Origin of the sequence: Rathayibacter sp. AY1F8 (assembly GCF_002932165.1) — a bacterium.
Taxonomy (GTDB): domain Bacteria; phylum Actinomycetota; class Actinomycetes; order Actinomycetales; family Microbacteriaceae; genus Rathayibacter.
The window spans coordinates 232,553-251,911 of sequence record NZ_PSVB01000001.1 but is presented as its reverse complement, the minus strand read 5'-3'; the positions used below and the strand labels follow the sequence as shown (position 1 = coordinate 251,911).

The window sequence follows — 19,359 nt, the reverse complement described above, 5'->3', positions numbered from 1 at the left end:
TGATCCCGCTCGACCACCGCGACTCCCGCGCTCTCACCGGCGCGTCAGGACGCGTCCGACTCCTTCTTCGCGGCGGCCTTCGCAGCGGCCTCGCGATCGGTGGCCTCGGCCGTCTCGCGGAAGGCGCGGCGCGGATCCTGCAGCGCGCTCATCGGCGAGAGGTCGCGCGGAGTGACGGCGTCGACGAGCCAGCCCGTGATGATCCGCCACTTGCGGTCCAGGGTCGGCATCGCCGCTCCGTGGTAGGCGCGGTGGGCGAGCCAGGCGGGGAGGCCGCGCAGCTTCACGCCCTTGATCAGGCCCGCGCCCTTGCCGATGCCGTACTCGGCGACGGTCCCGACGGAGGCGTGGCGGTACTCCTCCACGGTGCCTCCGGTGAGGTCGGCGATGATGTTGCGCGCCAGGAGCTTGGCCTGCCGGACCGCGTTCTGCGCGTTCGGCGGGTAGTACGCGGGCTGCTTCTCGCTGGTGAGGTCCGGCACCTGCGCGCCGTCGCCGGCCGCCCAGGCGCCGCCCACCGGCTCGCCGTCCTCGCGGGTGACCCGCAGGCGCGCATCCGCCATGACGTGGCCCTTCGGCCCGCGGGGCGCGTCGGTCGCGTCGAGGATCGGGTTCGGCTTCACGCCGGCGGTCCACACGATCGTGGCCGTCGGGATGCGCTCGCCCGAGGAGAGCTCCACGACGCCGTCCTCGCAGGAGGGCATCGTCGTCTTCAGGTGCACGTGCACGCCGCGCGAGCGGAGGTGGTCGAGCGTCCACTTCGAGAGCTCGGGACCGACCTCGGGGGCGACCCGGTCCAGTGCCTCGACGAGGTGCCAGGTGACGTCGCCCATCGAGAGGGAGGGCTGCGCGGCGAGCGTCTTGCGGCTGAGGTCGAGCAGCTCGCTCAGCGCCTCGACGCCGGTGTAGCCGCCACCGACGAAGACGAAGGTGAGCAGGCGCCGGCGCTCGGCGGGATCGGTGGTGAGCGCCGCCTTCGCGATGTTCTCGATGACGCGGTCGCGCAGGTGCGCCGCCTCCTCCACCGTCTTGAAGCCGATGCCGTGCTCGGCGAGGCCCGGCGTGGGGAACGTGCGGGTGACGGCTCCGAGCGCGAATACGACCTGGTCGAACTCGATCGTGCGGGTGGAGCCGTCCATCGCGGCGACGGTGGCGCTGCGCTCGGCGAGGCTCACGCCGGTGATCGCGCCGCGGATCACGCGGGTGCGCTTGAGCGCGGAGACCAGCGGCACCGTGACGTGGCGCGGCTGGACGTGGCCGCCGGCGACCTCGGGCAGCAGCGGCTGGTAGGTCATGTAGGGGTTCGGCTCGACGACGGTGACGTCGATCGGCGCCTCCCCCCGCCTCTTCTCGAGGCCCCAGGCCGTGTACAGGCCGACGTAGCCGCCGCCGAGGATGAGGATGCGCGTCGTACGGGATGCCGTCATGTCCGTTCCCTTCTCGAACCCGGCGCCGGGCAGGCGGAACCGGATGGTGCTGAGGACGCTCCGACGCTACGCGGGGCGCGGCGGCCCGCACAGGGACTTGCGCGACGAGTCGGGGCCGCGCATCCTCCGCAGGCGGGCGGACGGGAGCCGCGCTACTGCAGCGCCGAGGTGAGCCGCGCCAGGTTGTCGAGCAGGGTCGAGCGGAGCGGCTGCTGCCGCCACTCGCGGAGGGTCAGCTCGCGGGAGTGCTCGCGGTAGTCCTGCTGCACCTGGCGCAGGTCCTCGACGAACTCCGAGCCGCGCACCATGAGCGAGACCTCGAGGTTGAGCGTGAAGGAGCGCATGTCCATGTTGCTCGAGCCGATCACGGCGACGTCGTCGTCGATCGTGAAGTGCTTCGCGTGCAGGATGGTCGGCTTGCGGTACATCCAGATGCGCACGCCCGCGGTCAGCAGCGTCTCGTAGTACGAGCGCTGGGCGTGGTAGACCACGGCCTGGTCGCCGATCTCGGAGACGAAGAGCTCCACGTGCACGCCCCGCCGGGTCGCCGTCGTGATCGCGTAGAGCATCGCCTCGTCGGGCACGAAGTACGGGCTGGTGATGATGATCGACTTCTGCGCCGAGTAGAGCAGCGTCAGGAACAGGCGCAGGTTGTTCTCGCCCTCGAACCCCGGGCCGCTCGGCACCACCTGGCAGTCGATGGTGTCGCGCTGCTGCAGCGCCTCCATCGGCTCCGACTCCCGGAGGAGCAGCTCGTCGGTCTCGCTGTACCAGTCGGTGATGAAGATGGCGTTGATGCCCTGCACCACCGGCCCCTCGAGGCGCACCATCAGGTCGTGCCAGTGCAGGCCGCGGCGGATGTTGCCGCGCTTGTTGTAGCTGGAGTCGACGACGTTCTGCGAGCCCATGAAGGCCGCGTTGCCGTCGACGATCAGCAGCTTGCGGTGGTTGCGCAGGTCCGGCCGCTGGTACTGCCCGCGCCACGGCCGCACGGGGAGCATGTACGACCACGAGGCGCCCGCCCGCTCGAGGGCGCGCAGCCGGCGATGGGTGCCGCTGTAGTAGCCGGGCACGCGGATCGACGCGATGTGGTCGAGGAGGATCCGCACCCGCACCCCGCGGGCCACCGCGCGGTCGAGCGCGTCGAAGAAGGGCGCGGTGGTCGAGTCGGCGGCGAGGATGTAGAACTCGCAGTGCACGTACCGGCGGGCGCGGTCGATCTCGGCGGCCATCGCGCGGATGGTCTGCTCGTAGTCGCCCTGGAGGCGCGCGTCGTTTCCGCCGACCAGCGGCATCGCGCCGAGGTTGCGGTTGAGGGTGACCACCGACTCCAGCCACTGCGGCCACGGGTGCTCCCGGGCGACGCGGTCGATGCCGTCGGTCGACTCCAGGATGAACCGGTTGATCTCCTGCTGCTTCCGGCGGCGCTTGCGCGGCAGCCGGTAGCTCCCGATGAAGAGGAACAGCAGGATGCCGACGTACGGGATCAGGAAGATCGCCATCAGCCAGGCGAGACCGGTGGTCGGACGGCGGTTCCGCGGCACGACGATCACGGCGATCACGCGGACCACGAGCTCGACGACGACAGCCGCGATCGGGAGGATCACCGCCCAGTCGGGTGCGGGCACCGCGCCTCCTCGTTCGTCGTGCGGAGCCGATCAGCGGGCGCGGGAGGCACTCGCGAGGCGGCGGTGGTCAGGAGGCGTCGCGGGGAGGCAGGCCGCGGCGCTCGCGCTCGCGGGCCTCGATGCGGTCGTACGCGCGGCGCTCGTTGCGGTCCGAGCGGATGAGGGCGCGCATCACGAACCAGAAGATGGCTCCGACCGTGATCGTCGGCACGAGGGCCCACAGCCCCTGGTTCCACAGCTCCCAGTCCATGCGGCGATCCTACCCGCGGCACCGGCGCGGGAGCCGTGAGCCCGGAGGCCCGTGCGCCCAGCGGCCTTCGCGGGCGCTGGGCGCTACTGGCTCTCGACCGACTTGTTCAGCGCCGCGGCATCGGAGTTGAGGCCTTCCAGCTCCGAGCGCAGGCCGTCGTACACGGCGATGTCCGCGTCGATGGCGGCGCGGGTGGCGTCGACGGCCTGGCTGCGGGCGAGCAGATCGGCGCGCTCCGTCTCGAACTCGGCCGTCGATCCGAAGTCGCCGCTGTCGGCGCGCGAGTTGAAGTCGTCGATCTCGACGTTGAGCGCGTCGTACTCGGCGTTGTTCGCATCGATCCGCGCCGTGAGGTCGGCGTACATCGTCTCGATCCGGGAGACCAGGTCCTCGATGCGGTTCTCGAGATCGGTGAAGACCGCCTCGTAGCGGGCGTTCAGGCCCACGACGACGGAGCGGTCGTCGAAGAACTCGGCGTAGTGCGCCTCGAGCGCCGGCGGCAGGTCGGCCACCTCGGTCCCCAGGATCGAGTGCAGCTCGTTGACGCGCTCGCCGAGGCCGCCGGTGCGGTACAGCTCGAGGCGCTCGGCGATCGTGCCGTCCTGCGGGAGGGTCTCGTAGGCGGCCTCGAGCTCGTCGCCCAGCTCGGCCTGCTCCTCCGCGTCGAGCCGCACCCACGCGGCGTGCAGCATCTCGTGGGCCGCCGTGACGTCGCGGATCCCGTCGAGGTCGGGGTTGGCGACGTCCGAGATGTAGATGCTGGTGCCGGTGTAGCAGCCGAGGACGATGTCATCGGAGGCACCGTAGCCGCAGAGGTCGTTGAAGCCGGCGGTCGGCTCGACCGACGGGCTCGACGCGTAGTAGAGGGCGCGGCCGCGGTCCGACATGGCGGTCCGCTCCGCGAAGCTCGCGATCGTGGGGTCGGGCGTGAACGCCTCGGCCGCCCGCCGATCGGCCAGCGCGGTGCCGACGTCGCCGGAGGAGGTGATGACGCTCGCGGCGACCGCGGTCCCCACACCGAACTGCGCGATCGTGAGGACGCCCGCCGCGACGGCCGCGACGATGCTCGATGCCCTGACCATGTCTCCCCCTCGGCTCCTGCGACCCTACTTGACGAGCGGGAACAGGATCGTCTCGCGGATCCCGAGGCCGGTGATCGCCATCAGGAGGCGGTCGATGCCCATGCCCATGCCGCCGGTGGGGGGCATGCCGTGCTCGAGGGCGCGGAGGAAGTCCTCGTCCAGGCGCATCGCCTCGTCGTCGCCCGCGGCGGCCTGGCGGGCCTGCTCGACGAAGCGCTCGCGCTGCACGACCGGGTCGATCAGCTCGGAGTAGCCGGTGGCCAGCTCGAAGCCGCGGACGTAGAGGTCCCACTTCTCGACGACGCCCGGGATGCTGCGGTGCGCGCGCACGAGCGGCGAGGTGTCGACGGGGAAGTCCATCACGAAGGTCGGACGCGTCAGGCCGCCCTTCACGAAGTGCTCCCACAGCTCCTCGACGTACTTGCCGTGCGTGGGGACGTGCACCTCGACGCCCTCGCGCGCGGCGAGGGTCTCGAGCTCGGCGAGCTCCGTCTCCGGCGTGATCGCGATTCCGGCCGCGAGCGACAGGCTCTCGTACATCGAGATGCGGTCCCACCGGCCGCCGAGGTCGAACTCGGTGCCGTCGGCCCAGGTGACCACGTGCGAGCCCGCGACGGCCTGCGCCGCGTTCTGGATCAGCTCCTGGGTGAGGTCGGCGATCGAGTTGTAGTCGCCGTACGCCTGGTAGGCCTCGAGCATCGCGAACTCGGGCGAGTGCGTGGAGTCGGCGCCCTCGTTGCGGAAGTTGCGGTTGATCTCGAAGACCCGGTCGATGCCGCCGACGACCGCCCGCTTGAGGTAGAGCTCGGGCGCGATGCGCAGGTACAGCTCGGTGTCGAAGGCGTTCGAGTGCGTGGCGAAGGGGCGGGCGGAGGCGCCGCCGTGCATCACCTGCAGCATCGGGGTCTCGACCTCGAGGAACTCGTGCGAGGCGAAGGTATCGCGGAGGGAGGCGTTCACGCGGGCGCGGGTGACGACCGTCTCGCGGGCCTGGGGGCGCACGATCAGGTCGAGGTAGCGCTGGCGCATCCGGGTCTCGTCGCCGAGCTCGTTGTGCAGGTTCGGCAGCGGCAGGATCGCCTTCGCGGCGATCGTCCACTCCGACACCCACACGCTCAGCTCGCCGCGCTTGCTCGAGACGACCTCGCCCTCGACGAAGAGGTGGTCGCCCAGGTCGACGAGCTCCTTCCACGCCGCGAGCGACTCCTCGCCCACGTCGCCGAGCGAGACCATGGCCTGGATCCGCTCGCCGTCGCCGGCCTGCAGGGTCGCGAAGCAGAGCTTGCCCGTGTTGCGCTGGAACACCACGCGGCCCGCGAGGCCGACGCGCTCGCCGGTCTTCACGTCCGGCTCGATGCCCTCGTGGCGCGCCCGGACGGCCGCGATGGTGTCGGTGACTCCGACCGCGACGGGGTAGGCGCCGGCGCCGAGGTCGTCGCCCGCGAGCTCGAGCAGTCGCTCGCGCTTGGCGAGGCGGACGGCCTTCTGCTCGGAGGCCTCCTGCTGCGCGGCCCGCTCGGCGGCGGCCTGCTCGGAGTCGGACTGCTCGGCGGCGGGGGTCGTGGACTCGGGGACGTCGGGGGTGTCGGCCATGAGGGGTCGCGGTGCTTTCGGTTCGGGGCGGACGGCCGCGATCAGGCGAGCAGGATCGGGGCGTTGTCGAGGAGGCGGGTGGTGCCGACGATCGCGGCGACGAGCACGAGTGCCGGGCCGCGGTGGTCGGCGTCGACCGGGAGGAGCGTCGCGGGATCCACGACGACGAGGTAGTCCAGCTTAACGAGCGGCTCGGCGTGCGCGACGGTCTCGGCGGCCTCGATCGCCGCGGCGGCACCGCGGTCCGCGGCTTCCGTGGCGGCCGCGAGGAGGCGCGGGAGCACGAGGCCCGCGCGGCGCTGCTCCTCGTCGAGGTAGCGGTTGCGGCTGGAGCGGGCGAGCCCGTCCTCCTCCCGCACGATGCCGACGCCCTCGATCGCGACGGGCAGGTCGAGGTCGCGGACCATGCGGCGCACGAGGAACAGCTGCTGCGCGTCCTTCTGCCCGAAGACCGCGATGCCCGGCTGGGCGATGCTCAGGAGCTTGGCGACGACGGTGAGCATCCCGTCGAAGTGGCCCGGCCGCGCGCGCCCCTCGTAGAGGCCGCCGACCTCGCCCGCGACGACCCTCGTGGAGGACGGCCCGTCGGGGTACATCTCGGCGACTCCCGGAGCGAAGAGGAGGTCGGCCCCGGCCGCGTCGAGCAGGGCGGTGTCGCCCTCGAGGTCGCGCGGGTAGCGGTCCAGGTCCTCGGTCGGACCGAACTGCAGCGGATTCACGAACACCGACACGACGACGACGTCGGCCAGCTCGCGCGCCCGCTCGACGAGGGCGAGGTGCCCGGCGTGCAGGGCGCCCATCGTCGGCACGAGCGCGATGCGCCGACCCGTCCGCCGCGCCTCCTGCAGCCGCTCGCGGAGGTCGCCGATGCGGTGGACGGTGCTGATCACCCGACGATGCTACCGGCGGGCCCGCGACCAACGGGGCCCTCGGCACGGAGACGCCGTGCTCCTCCGCGAGGCACCGCCTCCCGAGCGGCGTCCCACCTGGGGAGCGGCGTCTCGAGCGACGCCGCCCCCTCAGCCCGCCGCGCGGCGCAGGGCGTCGTCGACGGAGGAGCGGACGAGGCTGGAGAGGAAGAAGCCCGGCTTCTCGACGCCGATGCCCGCCAGCAGTCCCGCCGCCTGGTCGACGATCGCCGTCGAGAAGGTCGTGGCGGTCGAGACGGCCTCCGCGTAGGCGGCGCGGTCGGACTCCGCCACGGTCACCGGCTCCCCGCCCATCTCGACCACCAGCGCCTGCGCGATCGGCAGCACCGGGCCCGGTGCCGACACGGCGAAGTAGGTCTCGGCGAGGCGCGCCAGGTCGAGGCTGGTGCCGCTGAAGGCCATCGCCGGGTGGACTGCCAGGGGGATGACCCCGGAGGCGAGCGCCGGCGCGAGCACCCCGTAGCCGTGCTCAGGCGCCGTGTGCAGCACCAGCTGGCCGGGCTGCCACGCTCCGGTCGCGGCGAGCCCCGCGACCAGGGCGGCGATCTCGCTCCCGGGGACGGCGACGATCACCAGCTCGCTGCGCTCGACGAGCTCGGGGATCGCGAGCACGGGGACTCCGGGGAGCAGCGCGTCGGCGCGCTCGCGGCCGCTCTCGCTGGTGGTGGCGATCCCGATCACGGCGTGGCCGGCCCCGGCGAGCGCGGCACCGAGCACCGGGCCCACGCGTCCGGCACCGATCACGCCGACGCCCAGGCGTCCGTCGCGGCGGTTCTCAGGCATGCGGTTCCCCCTCCGGAGCGGGCCAGTCGGGCAGGGCGGGCGCGGCCGCGCGCCGCCCCCACTGGTGGCTCGCGTCGCGGTCGGCGGCCCGCACTCCGGCCGTCGCGAGGCTCTCGAAGAAGGCGAGTCCGTCTGCCGCGCTCATCACCGGCACGAGCGGAGTGACGGGGCCGGCCACCGTGTGCACGCGCGCCGAGGCCAGCCCGAGCAGGCGCTGGAGCGGTCCCTGCTGGACCCCGACGCTCTGCATCCGCGCCAGGGGCACCACGGCGACCCGCCGCCAGACCGCTCCGCTGCGCAGGATCGCGACCTCGTCCGTCAGCCGGTACCCGGTCCTCCGGAACGAGAAGGGGCGGAGCCACACCGCCGAGCGCGGCGCCCGGGTGAAGCCGGCCGCGTCGCGGTGCCGGAGCGCGTCGCCGAGGGGCGTCGACTCCGCTCCCTCGGCCGGTCCGGGCAGCAGGAGGGCGAGGACGCGCTCGACCGCGGCGAGGTCGCCCACGGGCAGGATCGTGGTGTTCGGCTCGCCGTTCGCCCCGCGGGAGGCCGCGTGGCCGGCGCGGTCGATCCGCACCTGCCACCAGCCGAAGGGGCGCCAGAGCAGCGGCTGCGTGATCTCGACGGCGTGGATCCGGCCGGGCGGGATCGTGTCGCTGCTGGTCGAGAGCACACCGTAGCCGACCCGCACGCCGTCGGGCGTCGCGGCGATCGAGTACCGGAGCGAGCGCACGAACTGGCGGACGTAGTAGCTGCCCGAGCCGATCAGGCCCGGCAGGATCGCGAAGAGCACGTAGGGCGAGCCGTAGACGGCGACGAACACCACGGCGACGACCGAGGCGGCCAGGAACAGCGTGAAGCCGCTGAAGACGAGCGAGCCGAGGAGCCGGCCCGGCGGGATCGAGACGACCGACTCGGGCGGCGTCTCGTCCTGAGGCTCGCCGAACTCCTCCAGCCGCCGCGCCAGGAACCCGCCGGCGGGCGCCGCTCCGTCGACCGTCGCCTCCCGCTCGCGCACCCCGGACGCGAGCCGCAGGATGTCGCGGCGCAAGGCGTCCACCAGCCGCGAGCCGAGGTACGACAGCTGGACGTTCGCGTCCTGCCCGGCCACGCTCACCTCGAGCTTCGCGGCCCCGAACAGCCGCGCGAACAGCGGACGCTGCACCGCGATGCCCTGGATGCGGTCCAGCCGCGCCCGCCGGTTGGTCCGGAAGAGCACGCCGGAGCGCACCTCGACGAGCTCGTCCGTGATGCGGAAGGTGTGCATCCGCCAGGACAGCCAGAACGCGAAGACGGCGACCGCCAGGCCCACCGCGACCGCCAGCAGCGCCCAGCCGACGAGACCGCGGCGCAGCAGCTCGTCGACCGGATCGCCGCTCTCGAACCCCTCCGGCCCGGGCAGGAACAGCTCGACCAGGCGCTCGCGGAGGTTCGTGATCACGATGCCGAGGACGACCAGCAGGCCGATCCCGCCCTTGAGGACCGGGGTCGCGGGGTGCAGGCGGTGCCACTCCCCGTCGGCGAGGTCCGTCTCGACGGCGCGGAGCTCGGTCACAGGCCGGCCCGGCGCGACTCGGCGAGCTCGACCAGGCGGTCGCGGAGCTCCTCCGCGTCCTGCTCGGCCAGGCCCGGGATGCTGACGCCGGTCGCCGCGGCGGCGGTGACGAAGCGGAGGTCGGCGAGGCCGAGCGCCCGGGCGAGCGGCCCGCGGTTGACGTCGATGAGCTGCATCCGCCCGTACGGTACCGACACGAAGCGCTGGAACATGATGCCGCGGCGGAAGAGGAGGTCGTCCTGGCGCAGGAGGTAGCCGTAGGCGCGCGCACGGCGCGGGGCCACGATCAGGAGGGTCACCGCGAGGGCGGCCGCGGCGGCCAGCGGGATCCAGCCCCACGGCAGGCCGATCAGCATCAGCACCACGGGCACGGCGAGCAGCAGCACGCTCGACACGACGGCCGACACGATCTCGACCGCGACGTACCGGGGCGAGACGCGGCGCCACTCCCCCGTGATGTCGAGGCGGTTCCGCCGGCGTCCCCTCGCGTCGCGGCGGGTCGTCGGCGACGCGTCCTCGGGCTCGGCGGGCATGGCGTCGTCCTCACTGCCCGCGGCGGTCCGGGCGTCGGCGTCAGGCGTGGTTCACCTCGCCTACGGCGGTGTCGTCGTCGTCGCTCGGCGGGATGGTGCACAGGTGCTCGGCGACCAGGCCGGCCACCAGCAGGACGAGCGCACCCACGATGGTCGCGACGTCCTGCCACACGGAGCCTAGCGAAGGGATCGCACGGCTCAGCAGGTACACCAGGATGCCGCCGGAGGCTCCGAGCAGCAGAGCACCGACGTGGCTGGACGCCTTCGCCAGCACCACGACGCGCATCGCCCGGAACGGATCGATGGGCCGGCGCAGCGTGCCCTTCGTGGCGCGGTGGATCGGGACGGCGAAGCCGAGCACGAGGGCCGCGACCACGATCAGGGTCAGCGGAACCGTCAGCGGCGGGATGAGCACGGGGCGGCCGGCGGCGGCGATCGCGAGGTCGAGGAGGAACCCCGCGACGGCCCCGGCGAGGCCGAGTCCGAGCAGGGTGCTGATGCGGGTGCGCCTCACGGGGTCCTGCTCTCGGGGTCGGCGGTGCTGCCGCGGGCGGAGTCGCGCCCCGGCCAGGTCAGCCCGGCCGGGTGGTCGGTCACGCGGTCGGTCGCCCGTGCGCGCAGCTCGGCCACAGGTCCGGCTCCGGGAAGGACCGCCGCCGGCTCGACGTCGAGCCAGGGCTCGAGCACGAACGCCCGCTCGGCCGCCCGCGGGTGCGGGAGGGTCAGGTGCGGGTCGTCGCGGAGCACGCCGCCGACCGCGATCACGTCGATGTCGAGGGTCCGGTCGCCCCAGCGCTCCTCGCCCTCGCCGCGGATCCGGCCGCCGGCCGATTCGATCGCCGCCGTCGCCGCGAGCAGGTCGTCGGGCTCGAGGACGGTCGAGCCGGTCACGACCGCGTTGAGGTACCCGGGCGCGTCCTCGTCGACGCCCTCGGGCTTCCACGCGGGCGACTCGACGACCTTGGACACCGCCTCGATGCGCAGGCCCGGCGTCGTGGCGAGGGCCCGCAGCGCCTCCTCGAGGTGCGCGAGGCGGTCGCCGAGGTTGCTGCCGAGCGCGAGCACGACGTGGCGCACCGGGCGGACGCGCTCCTGCCGCGGCCTCACGAGCGGGTCCTCGTGATCTGCACGGCGACGTCCTCGAACGGCAGCGGGATCGGCGCGTCCGGCTTGTGGACGGTGATGCGGACGACGTCGGCGGCGGCGAAGCCCAGGGCGACCCGGGCGAGGCGCTCGGCCAGGGTCTCGATGAGGTCGACCGGGTCGCGGGTCACCGCGTCGGCCAGGGCAATCGCGAGCTCGCCGTAGTGCACCGTCTCGGCCAGCGCGTCGCCCTCGGCCGCCGGCGCGGTGTCGAGCCAGACCGTCGCGTCGATCACGAAGTCCTGTCCGTTCTCGCGCTCGAAGTCGAAGACGCCGTGGTGCGCGCGCACGCGCAGCCCGGTGAGGGTGATGGAGTCGCGCACGGCGAGGGCGGCGGGGTCGATCGCGGTCACGGGGTCTCCTCCTGGAGTCGGGCGGCGAGGGCCAGGGCACGGGCGGACGAGCGGACGTCGTGGACCCGGACGCCCCAGGCGCCGTGCTCGGCGGCGATGAGGCTCAGCATGGCGGAGACCTCGTCGCGCTCGGCGGCCGGGGCGCCGGCGGGGGCGAACGGAGCGAGGAACCGCTTGCGCGAGTGGCCGACCAGGACCGGGAAGCCCAGCGAGACGATCGCGTCGAGCCCTGCCAGCAGCGCCCAGTCGTGCGCGCCGACCTTCGCGAAGCCGAGGCCGGGGTCGAGCAAGAGGCGGTCGTCCCGGATCCCGGCCTCACGGGCGGCGTCGACGCGGCGCTCGAGCTCGCCGCGGACGTCCGCCACCACGTCGCCGTAGGAGGCGAGAGCGGTCATGCCCGCGCTGTGCCCGCGCCAGTGCATCGCGATGTAGACGGCGCCGCGCTCGGCGACGAGCGGGAGCATCCGCGGATCGGCGAGGCCGCCGGAGACGTCGTTGACGACGACGGCGCCCGCGTCCAGAGCGGCCTCCGCTGTGGCAGCGCTCATCGTGTCGATGCTGACGCGCACCCCCTCCGCGGCGAGGGCGCGGACGACGGGCAGCACGCGGCCCTGCTCGGCGGCGGAGTCGACGCGCGCCGCACCGGGGCGGGTGCTCTCGCCGCCGACGTCGACCAGGTCCGCGCCGAACGCGGCGGGTCCGTCCCCGGCGGGCCGGGTCAGGTCGAGGCCGTGGCGGACGGCGTCGTCGACGGACAGCCAGCGTCCGCCGTCGCTGAACGAGTCCGGAGTGACGTTGAGGATCCCGAGGAGCGCGGCGCGGCCGGTCGGCGTGAGGTCGGCGACGGTGGTGGCCACGTCACTCCCCCCGCGCGGCGCCGATCAGCGCGATGATCTCGGCGCGGGCGGCCGGGTCGGCGAGGGAGCCTCGGGCGGCGACCGTCACGGTCGAGCTCGCGGTCTGTCGCGGCCCGCGCATCCGCACGCAGCCGTGCTCGGCGTCGACCACGACGAGCACTCCCTCGGGAGCGAGGCCCTGCTCGAGCGCGTCGGCGATCTGCTCGGTCATCCGCTCCTGGATCTGCGGTCGCGACGCGACCGTCTCGACCACGCGCGGCAGCCGGCCGAGGCCGACGACCCGCTCGCGCGGCCGGTAGGCGATGTGCGCGACGCCGAGGAACGGCAGGAGGTGGTGCTCGCAGACGGAGCGGAAGGCGAGGTCGCGCACGATCACCGTCTGGTCGAGCGGCGACTCCTGGCCGCCCTCGACCACCGCGAACGTCTCGGTCAGCTGGGCCGCGGCGTCGTCGTCGAACCCGCCGAAGAACTCCTCGTACGCCTCGGCGAACCGCCGCGGCGTGTCGAGGAGTCCCTCGCGGCCCGGGTCGTCCCCGATGGCCGCGAGGATCTCGGCGACGGCCGCCTCGATGCGCGCCTTGTCGACGGGCACGCGCGCGCTACGCCGTCGCGGGGCGCGGGTTGATCAGCGGCGGGCGCTTCGGCGCGACCTCGTCGGCACCGGCGGAGGAGACTCCCCCGTCGGTCGCACCCGAGTCGATCGGCGCCTTGGCGACCGGGACCGCGATGGGCGGCAGGTCGGACAGCGGGCGCTTGTCGCTCGAGAGCCACTGCGGGCGCTCGTCGATGCGGCGGACGTCCTTGAAGATCTCGGCCAGCTGGTCGTGGTCGAGCGTCTCCTTCTCGAGCAGCTCCATCGCGAGGCGGTCGAGGATGTCGCGGTTGTCGTTGATGACCTGCCACGCCTCGTCGTGCGCCTGCTCGATGAGCTGGCGCGTCTCGGCGTCGACCGTCTCGGCGATCTGCTCGGAGTAGTCGCGCTGGTGGCCCATGTCGCGGCCGAGGAACATCTCGCCCGACGACTGGCCGAGCTTGACCGCTCCGACGTTCGCGGACATGCCGTAGTCGGTGACCATCTTGCGGGCGATGGAGGTCGCCTTCTCGATGTCGTTCGACGCTCCGGTGGTGGGGTCGTGGAAGACGATCTCCTCCGCGACGCGGCCGCCCATCGCGTACGTGAGCTGGTCGAGGAGCTCGTTGCGGGTCGTGGAGTACTTGTCCTCCAGCGGGAGCACCATCGTGTAGCCGAGGGCGCGGCCGCGCGGCAGGATCGTGACCTTGGTCACGGGGTCGGTGTGGCGCATCGCCGCCGCCGCCAGAGCGTGTCCGCCCTCGTGGTAGGCGGTGATCAGCTTCTCCTTGTCGCGCATGACCCGCGTGCGGCGCTGCGGCCCCGCGATGACGCGGTCGATGGCCTCGTCGAGCGCGCGGTTGTCGATCAGCTGCGCGTTGGAGCGGGCGGTGAGCAGCGCGGCCTCGTTGAGGACGTTGGCCAGGTCGGCGCCGGTGAAGCCCGGGGTCTTCCGGGCGACGACCTCGAGGTCGACTCCGCCGGCGAGCGGCTTGCCGCGGCCGTGGACCTCGAGGATCCGCTTGCGGCCGAGCAGGTCGGGGGCGTCGACGCCGATCTGGCGGTCGAAGCGGCCCGGACGCAGCAGCGCGGGGTCGAGGATGTCGGGACGGTTCGTCGCCGCGATCAGGATGACGTTCGTCTTGACGTCGAAGCCGTCCATCTCGACCAGCAGCTGGTTGAGGGTCTGCTCGCGCTCGTCGTGACCGCCGCCCATGCCGGCGCCGCGGTGGCGGCCGACGGCGTCGATCTCATCGACGAAGATGATGGCCGGCGAGTTCTCCTTCGCCTGCTGGAACAGGTCGCGGACACGGCTCGCGCCGACGCCGACGAACATCTCGACGAAGTCCGATCCGGAGATGGAGTAGAAGGGGACGCCCGCCTCGCCCGCGACCGCGCGCGCCAGCAGGGTCTTGCCGGTGCCGGGAGGGCCGTAGAGCAGGACGCCCTTCGGGATGCGGGCGCCGACGGCCTGGAACTTCGCGGGCTCCTTGAGGAACTCCTTGATCTCGTGCAGCTCCTCGATCGCCTCGTCGGCGCCGGCGACATCGCCGAACGTGACCTTGGGCGACTCCTTCGAGACGAGCTTCGCCTTCGACTTGCCGAACTGCATGACGCGGTTGCCGCCGCCCTGCATGCCCGAGAGCATCAGCCAGAAGAACGCGCCGATCAGCAGGATGGGGAGCAGGAAGCCGAGAGCCGAGAGGAACCAATTGGTCTGCGGGACCTCGTCGTTGTAGCCGGTGCTGCCGAGATCCGCCGCGGACACCGCGTCGACGACCTCCGCGCCGCGAGGGGCCACGTAGTAGAACTGCACCTGCGTGCCGTTGTCGCCGTCGGCCTGCTTGAGCGTGAGATCGACGCGCTGCTCGCCGTCCACGATCTTCGCCGAGTCGACCTTGCCGTCCTTCAGGAGGTCGAGACCCTCCTGCGTCGTGACCGGCCGGAAGCCGGACATGGTGATCAGCGAGGAGCCGATCCACACCGCGACGATCGCCAGGACGACGTAGAGGATGGGACCCCGGAAGATGCGCTTCACGTTCATGCTTGTTGCGGGTGCGACACCCGGCGCCTTTCTGACGAGGAGATTGTGCCTGCCAGGCTACCTCCCGCACTCTGAGCGCCGCCCACGCGTTCGCCGTGGGCCGAACGGCCGCGGGCTGTGTGGTCTGGCGGGGATGCGGCGGGCCGCATCCCCGCGCGCGGTCGGCTTCGCGAGATGGTGCGTTTCGCAGAGCGGGGTGCGTCGGACTGCCGGGAAACGCTGGCACGCGTTTCCCGGTCCGCGTCCTCTGCCTTGCGGGTGGAGGTCGCGGGGATCGGCGCTTCGGCGGTGGGGACGCGCCGTGAGAGCGCAGGAGTTGTCGCACTCGAGCTCGACAGCGACAACTACTGCGGTCTCGGTGGGGGGCGAAGGTGTCCGGGCGGGGCGCGCCGCGAGAACGCAGGAGTTGTCGCACTCGAGCTCGACAGCGACGACAACTGCGGTCTCGGAGGGGGCGAAGGTGTCCGGGCGGGGCCGCCGCGAGAAGGGGCGGCAGACGCGGACAGGCCGGGCCCGCCCGGCCCGGGTCAGGCCGACTCGAGGAGGGGCTCCGGGTCGCGGAGGGCGGGCACGAGGCCGCGGCGGCGGCGGGCGGCGGCCAGCACGGTCACGGCGAGCGCCCCGACCAGCCAGAGCACGAGCACCAGGACCGCGTGCGCGACTCCGATGCTGCCGCCGGCGATCAGCGAGCGGAACGCCTCCACCGTCCAGGTCAGCGGCAGCACCCCGTGGATCGCCTGGAAGAAGGCGGGCGCGGTCTCGACCGGGTAGGTGCCTCCGGCCGAGGACAGCTGCAGCACGATCATCAGCAGCGCCAGGAACCGACCCGGGGCGTCCAGCAGCGCGATCAGCGCCTGGTTGATCGCCACGAAGGTGAGGCTCGTGAGCACGGCGATCCCGATCAGCCCGGGCAGGTTCGACGCCTCGACGCCCACTCCGAAGCGGATGACGAGCGCGGCCAGGACGCCCTGGGCGACCGCCATCAGCGCGCCGGGCAGGTAGCTGCGCAGCGCGATGACCCAGGCGGGACGGCGCGCGGCGAGGAGGCGGGAGCTGAGCGGGGCGCTCATCAGGTAGAAGGCCAGCGCGCCGACCCAGAGCGCGAGAGCCATGAAGTAGGGGGCGAGGCCGTAGCCGTAGGACGGCACGCGGTTCATCCGCTCGGCGTCGATCCCGACCGGGGCGGCCGCGACGGTGCTGAGCTCCTGCGCCTGCTCGCCGGTGTAGGTGGGCACGTCGTCCGCGCCGTCCGAGAGCTTCGTGTCGAGGGTGCGCGATCCGGAGGCGAGGGAGTCGATCCCGTCGGCGAGCTCCTGCGAACCGGTGGCCGCGTCGGCCGAGCCGGTCGCGGCGGTCTCGGCGCCGTCCGCGAGGTCCGACGCGCCCGTCGCGAGGGCGGCCGTCCCGGAGGCGAGGTCGGAGGCGCCGGCGGCCGCGGAGGCGATCCCGCTGGTGAGCGGGCCGACCGCGCCGGAGAGGGTGTCCACTCCGCCGGCGACCTGCGCGGCTCCGCCGTCGAGGGTCGCAGCTCCCTGGGCGAGGGCCTGCGCACCGGTCTGCAGCTTCTGGGCGCCGTCTGCGGCGGAGGTCGCCCCGGTGGACAGAGCGGCGGTGCCGGTCGCGAGGTCGGCGGCTCCGCCCGAGACCGTGGCGGCACCGGCGGCGAGCGCCGTCAGTCCGCTGCCGTCGTCGCCGACGAGCGCGGTCGCACCGGAGGCGAGCGTCTGCGCGCCCGCGTCCGCCGAGGCGGCTCCGCCCGCGAGAGCGGCCGCACCCTGCTCGAGGGCGGTCAGTTCGGCCACGCGCTGGGCGTCGGACAGCGAGTCGTACCGAGAGAGCAGGGAGGCGAGGCCGGAGTCGACTCCGGTCGCTCCGGTGGCGAGTCCCGGAGTGGCGGTCGCGAGCGCTCCCGCGCCGGTCGCGAGCTGCTGGGCTCCTGCGAGGGCCTTCCCCGCTCCGTCGGAGAGGGAGGCGGACCCGGTGGCCAGCGCCTCGGCGCCGGACGCCGCCGAGGCCGCGCCGTCCTTCAGGGTCGACGTCCCCGCGGCGAGGTCGGCGGCGCCCGAGGCGAGCGACGCCGCTCCGCCGTCGAGCTGCTGGGCGCCGTCGGCGACCGTGCGGGCTCCCGTGTCGAGCGCCGCCGCCTGGTCGGGCAGCTGCCCGGTCCCGCTCGCGATCCGCTGGAGTCCCGACGAGAGGTCGGACGCTCCGGAGGCCGCGCTCCCCGCGCCCGAGCGGAGGGAGTCGGCGCCGGTCGCCAGCTGCGCGGTGCCGTCCTGCAGCTGCGCGAGCCCGACGACCAGCTCGGAGGAGCCGGACGCGGCGGTCCCGGCGCCGTCCGCCAGCTGAGCGGCGCCGTCGGCGGCCTGCTCGAGGCTGGAGTGCACGTCGGTGAAGCCGAGGTAGACGTTCTCGAGGTAGGTCGCGCCGACCTTCTCCTCCAGCGTCCTCGTCACGGTGGTGCCGATGGTGGAGGCGATGTTGCCGACGATCAGGTTGGCCGCGTCGTTCGTCTCGATCGACAGCTTCGCCTGCACGGCCGCGGCGGGGTCGTCGCCGCCGACGGAGGCGACGTCGGCCGAGAAGCCGGCCGGCACCGTCAGCACGGCGAGGACGTCGCCGGAGGCGAGCTCGCGGGACGCCTCGTCGGCACCGGTCGCCGTCCAGGCGAAGTCCGAGCCGGACGTGTCGGTGGTGAGCTGCTCGGTCAGGTCGTCGCCGAGGGCGAGCGCGGAGCCGTCCGAGGCAGTCGCGCCGGTGTCCTCGTTGACGATCGCGGCGGGCACCGTGTCGAGGTGGTGCGTGGGATCGAGGTTGGCCGAGGTCAGCAGTCCCGCGTAGATCAGCGGGATGAGCGCGATCGCGGCGAAGACGACGACGAGGCGCGGGTTCACGGCGCGCAGGGCGCGGCGGAGCGGGGAGGTGGTCATGGTCCTTCTACTTCGTGGAGTGCAGGGCGGCGAGCCGCGGCGAGGCGACTCCGGTGACGAGGAGCTCGGCGATGTCGGCGGAGGCCGAGGCCACGGGACGGCGGGCGTCGCCGTCGAGGAGCCAGCCGACGACCAGCCAGGTGGTGCCGGCGGCGAGGAGGACGGCGAAGCGCTCGACGCGGGCGTGGTCGCCGCCGCCCGATCCGCGCTCGGCGAGGGGCGAGAAGGCGAGGAGCCGCTGCGCGAGGAACGCGACGACCGACTCCTGCACGGCGCGGGCCGTCCCTCCGCTCAGCACGCGGCGGTAGAAGTCGGCGTGCACGAGCAGGCCATCGAGGAGGCCGCGGACGATGCGCGGGACCGCGCCCTCCCAGTCGGCGGGGGCGGTGCCGGGAGCGACGTCGCCGAACAGCGCGTGCATCCGCTCCACCGCGGCGGCCTCGATCAGGGACGGCACATCGCCGAAGTGCTGGTAGAACGTGGGGCGGCTGACGCCCGCGGCGCCGCAGAGCTCCGTGATGGAGGGCTGGTCGTCGCCCGGGCGGTCGAGGGCCGTCGTGATCGCGGTGAGCAGGAGCTCGCGCGAGCGGGTGAGCCGCGGATCGGTCACGGGGTCCTTCTTCCCGGCGCGAGAAGCGCCTTCTTTACGTCCGTCAGATAACTTACAACCGTAAAGAAGAGCGCGCAAGCGTCAGGAGGAGGGCGGCTCCGGGAGCAGCGTCGCGATGGCGGACGTGTCGACGATCACCGAGTCGTGCGGAGTCAGTCCCGGGCTCCGGGGCGTCGGCACCGGCAGGCGCACGAGCAGGGCGCCCGGATCCACGCCGAAGCGCCCGGAGCGGGTGCGGCCGACCGGATCGCCGTCCAGCTCGGCGAGCACCGGCTGGTCCAGCTCGAACGAGAACTCGCGGCCGGGCCACTGCCGGAGCGAGGCGAGCCCGTTGCGGTTGCCGGTCGCCACGTCCAGCGCGAGGCCGAAGCGCCGACGCAGAAGCACCAGCTCCAGGTCGCCGTCGTCGAGCACGGCTCCGGCGGCCAGCTCGATGTTCGCGACCACGGAGCTGCAGTTGCAGGCCAGCACCATGAAGCAGCGCTGCGGAGGCTCCTCAGCGCCGTCGATCGTGAGGGTCACCTCGAATCCGGCCTTGAACATCGCCGGCGCCCCCGCCGCGAAGTAGGCGCCCCAGCCCACCCGCTTCTTCAGCTCCTCGTCCGTCTTGTCCATGATCTCGGCGTCCAGGCCCACCCCGCCCATCACCATGAACACCCGCTCCTCGCCGTCGTCGAACGCGGCCGTGCCCACGTCGATGGCGCGGTCCTGCCCGAGCAGGGCGATCTCCACCGCCTCGGGCAGCGAGCCGAGCGGGATCCCGAGGTTCCGCGCGAGGAGGTTGCCCGTGCCGCTGGGCAGCAGGCCGTAGGGGACGCCGGTCCCGCGCAGCACCGTGGCGACGGCGCGGACGGTGCCGTCGCCGCCCATCGAGCAGACCAGGTCCGGGCCCGCCTCGAGCGCGGCGCGGGCCGCGGCGGCACCGGAGTCGCCCGGGCTGGTCTCGAACCAGAGCGGCTCGTTCCAGCCGTGGCGGCGCGCGATCGTCGCGACCAGGTCCTCCGCGGCGCCGACGTCGTCGAACTTGCTCGGGTTGATCACGACGGCGACGGTGCGCTTCTCGGGTGCCTTCAC

At 73.3% G+C, this 19,359-nt stretch carries 18 protein-coding genes; all 18 read right to left on the bottom strand.

The annotated features are described in order from the left end of the window. Nucleotides 1-44 precede the first annotated feature (44 nt). Nucleotides 45-1,427 carry an NAD(P)/FAD-dependent oxidoreductase gene (locus C5C35_RS01125; RefSeq protein ID WP_104262348.1) on the bottom strand — a complete coding sequence of 461 codons (1,383 nt, stop codon included), beginning with the start codon at nt 1,425-1,427 and terminating at the stop codon, nt 45-47. A gap of 152 nt (nt 1,428-1,579) precedes the next feature. Further along, nucleotides 1,580-3,055 (bottom strand): cardiolipin synthase, encoded by a 1,476-nt coding sequence (gene cls / locus C5C35_RS01120; RefSeq protein WP_104224093.1) that lies wholly within the window; start codon nt 3,053-3,055, stop codon nt 1,580-1,582. Nucleotides 3,056-3,122: 67 nt separating this feature from the next. Further along, nucleotides 3,123-3,305: a hypothetical protein gene (locus C5C35_RS01115; protein WP_104224094.1), complete on the bottom strand. Its 183-nt coding sequence runs from the start codon at nt 3,303-3,305 to the stop codon at nt 3,123-3,125. Between the two features lie 83 nt (nt 3,306-3,388). After that, complete coding sequence (locus C5C35_RS01110; protein ID WP_104262347.1) at nt 3,389-4,387, bottom strand: hypothetical protein; 999 nt, start codon at nt 4,385-4,387, stop codon at nt 3,389-3,391. A gap of 24 nt (nt 4,388-4,411) precedes the next feature. Continuing rightward, nucleotides 4,412-5,980 (bottom strand): lysine--tRNA ligase, encoded by a 1,569-nt coding sequence (lysS, locus tag C5C35_RS01105; RefSeq protein WP_104224095.1) that lies wholly within the window; start codon nt 5,978-5,980, stop codon nt 4,412-4,414. A gap of 41 nt (nt 5,981-6,021) precedes the next feature. Next, nucleotides 6,022-6,870: a pantoate--beta-alanine ligase gene (gene panC, locus C5C35_RS01100; protein ID WP_104262346.1), complete on the bottom strand. Its 849-nt coding sequence runs from the start codon at nt 6,868-6,870 to the stop codon at nt 6,022-6,024. A gap of 129 nt (nt 6,871-6,999) precedes the next feature. Continuing rightward, nucleotides 7,000-7,692 (bottom strand): Rossmann-like and DUF2520 domain-containing protein, encoded by a 693-nt coding sequence (locus C5C35_RS01095; protein ID WP_104224097.1) that lies wholly within the window; start codon nt 7,690-7,692, stop codon nt 7,000-7,002. Continuing rightward, nucleotides 7,685-9,244: a PH domain-containing protein gene (locus tag C5C35_RS01090; protein WP_104224098.1), complete on the bottom strand. Its 1,560-nt coding sequence runs from the start codon at nt 9,242-9,244 to the stop codon at nt 7,685-7,687. The genes C5C35_RS01095 and C5C35_RS01090 overlap by 8 nt, the downstream gene beginning before the upstream one ends. Next, on the bottom strand, nt 9,241-9,777 hold the full coding sequence (locus tag C5C35_RS01085) for a PH domain-containing protein (RefSeq protein WP_104224099.1): 537 nt from the start codon (nt 9,775-9,777) through the stop codon (nt 9,241-9,243). Before C5C35_RS01085 ends, C5C35_RS01090 begins: the two co-directional genes overlap by 4 nt. 40 nt (nt 9,778-9,817) lie before the next feature. Continuing rightward, nucleotides 9,818-10,291 (bottom strand): DUF3180 domain-containing protein, encoded by a 474-nt coding sequence (locus C5C35_RS01080; protein ID WP_104224100.1) that lies wholly within the window; start codon nt 10,289-10,291, stop codon nt 9,818-9,820. After that, nucleotides 10,288-10,884 (bottom strand): 2-amino-4-hydroxy-6-hydroxymethyldihydropteridine diphosphokinase, encoded by a 597-nt coding sequence (gene folK / locus C5C35_RS01075; protein WP_104224101.1) that lies wholly within the window; start codon nt 10,882-10,884, stop codon nt 10,288-10,290. The genes C5C35_RS01080 and folK overlap by 4 nt, the downstream gene beginning before the upstream one ends. Beyond that, on the bottom strand, nt 10,881-11,273 hold the full coding sequence (folB, locus tag C5C35_RS01070; RefSeq protein ID WP_104347803.1) for a dihydroneopterin aldolase: 393 nt from the start codon (nt 11,271-11,273) through the stop codon (nt 10,881-10,883). The genes folK and folB overlap by 4 nt, the downstream gene beginning before the upstream one ends. Further along, nucleotides 11,270-12,130 (bottom strand): dihydropteroate synthase, encoded by an 861-nt coding sequence (gene folP, locus C5C35_RS01065; RefSeq protein WP_104224102.1) that lies wholly within the window; start codon nt 12,128-12,130, stop codon nt 11,270-11,272. Before folP ends, folB begins: the two co-directional genes overlap by 4 nt. A gap of 1 nt (nt 12,131) precedes the next feature. Beyond that, nucleotides 12,132-12,722 carry a GTP cyclohydrolase I FolE gene (folE, locus tag C5C35_RS01060; protein WP_104224103.1) on the bottom strand — a complete coding sequence of 197 codons (591 nt, stop codon included), beginning with the start codon at nt 12,720-12,722 and terminating at the stop codon, nt 12,132-12,134. A gap of 7 nt (nt 12,723-12,729) precedes the next feature. Beyond that, on the bottom strand, nt 12,730-14,745 hold the full coding sequence (gene ftsH, locus C5C35_RS01055) for an ATP-dependent zinc metalloprotease FtsH (protein WP_104224104.1): 2,016 nt from the start codon (nt 14,743-14,745) through the stop codon (nt 12,730-12,732). Between the two features lie 527 nt (nt 14,746-15,272). Further along, nucleotides 15,273-17,675 carry a YhgE/Pip domain-containing protein gene (locus tag C5C35_RS01050; protein WP_104262345.1) on the bottom strand — a complete coding sequence of 801 codons (2,403 nt, stop codon included), beginning with the start codon at nt 17,673-17,675 and terminating at the stop codon, nt 15,273-15,275. 7 nt (nt 17,676-17,682) lie between these two features. Next, entirely contained in the window at nt 17,683-18,285 is a 603-nt protein-coding gene (locus C5C35_RS01045) for a TetR/AcrR family transcriptional regulator (RefSeq protein WP_104262344.1), read from the bottom strand. Nucleotides 18,286-18,366: 81 nt separating this feature from the next. After that, entirely contained in the window at nt 18,367-19,359 is a 993-nt protein-coding gene (locus C5C35_RS01040; protein ID WP_104234307.1) for a diacylglycerol kinase family protein, read from the bottom strand.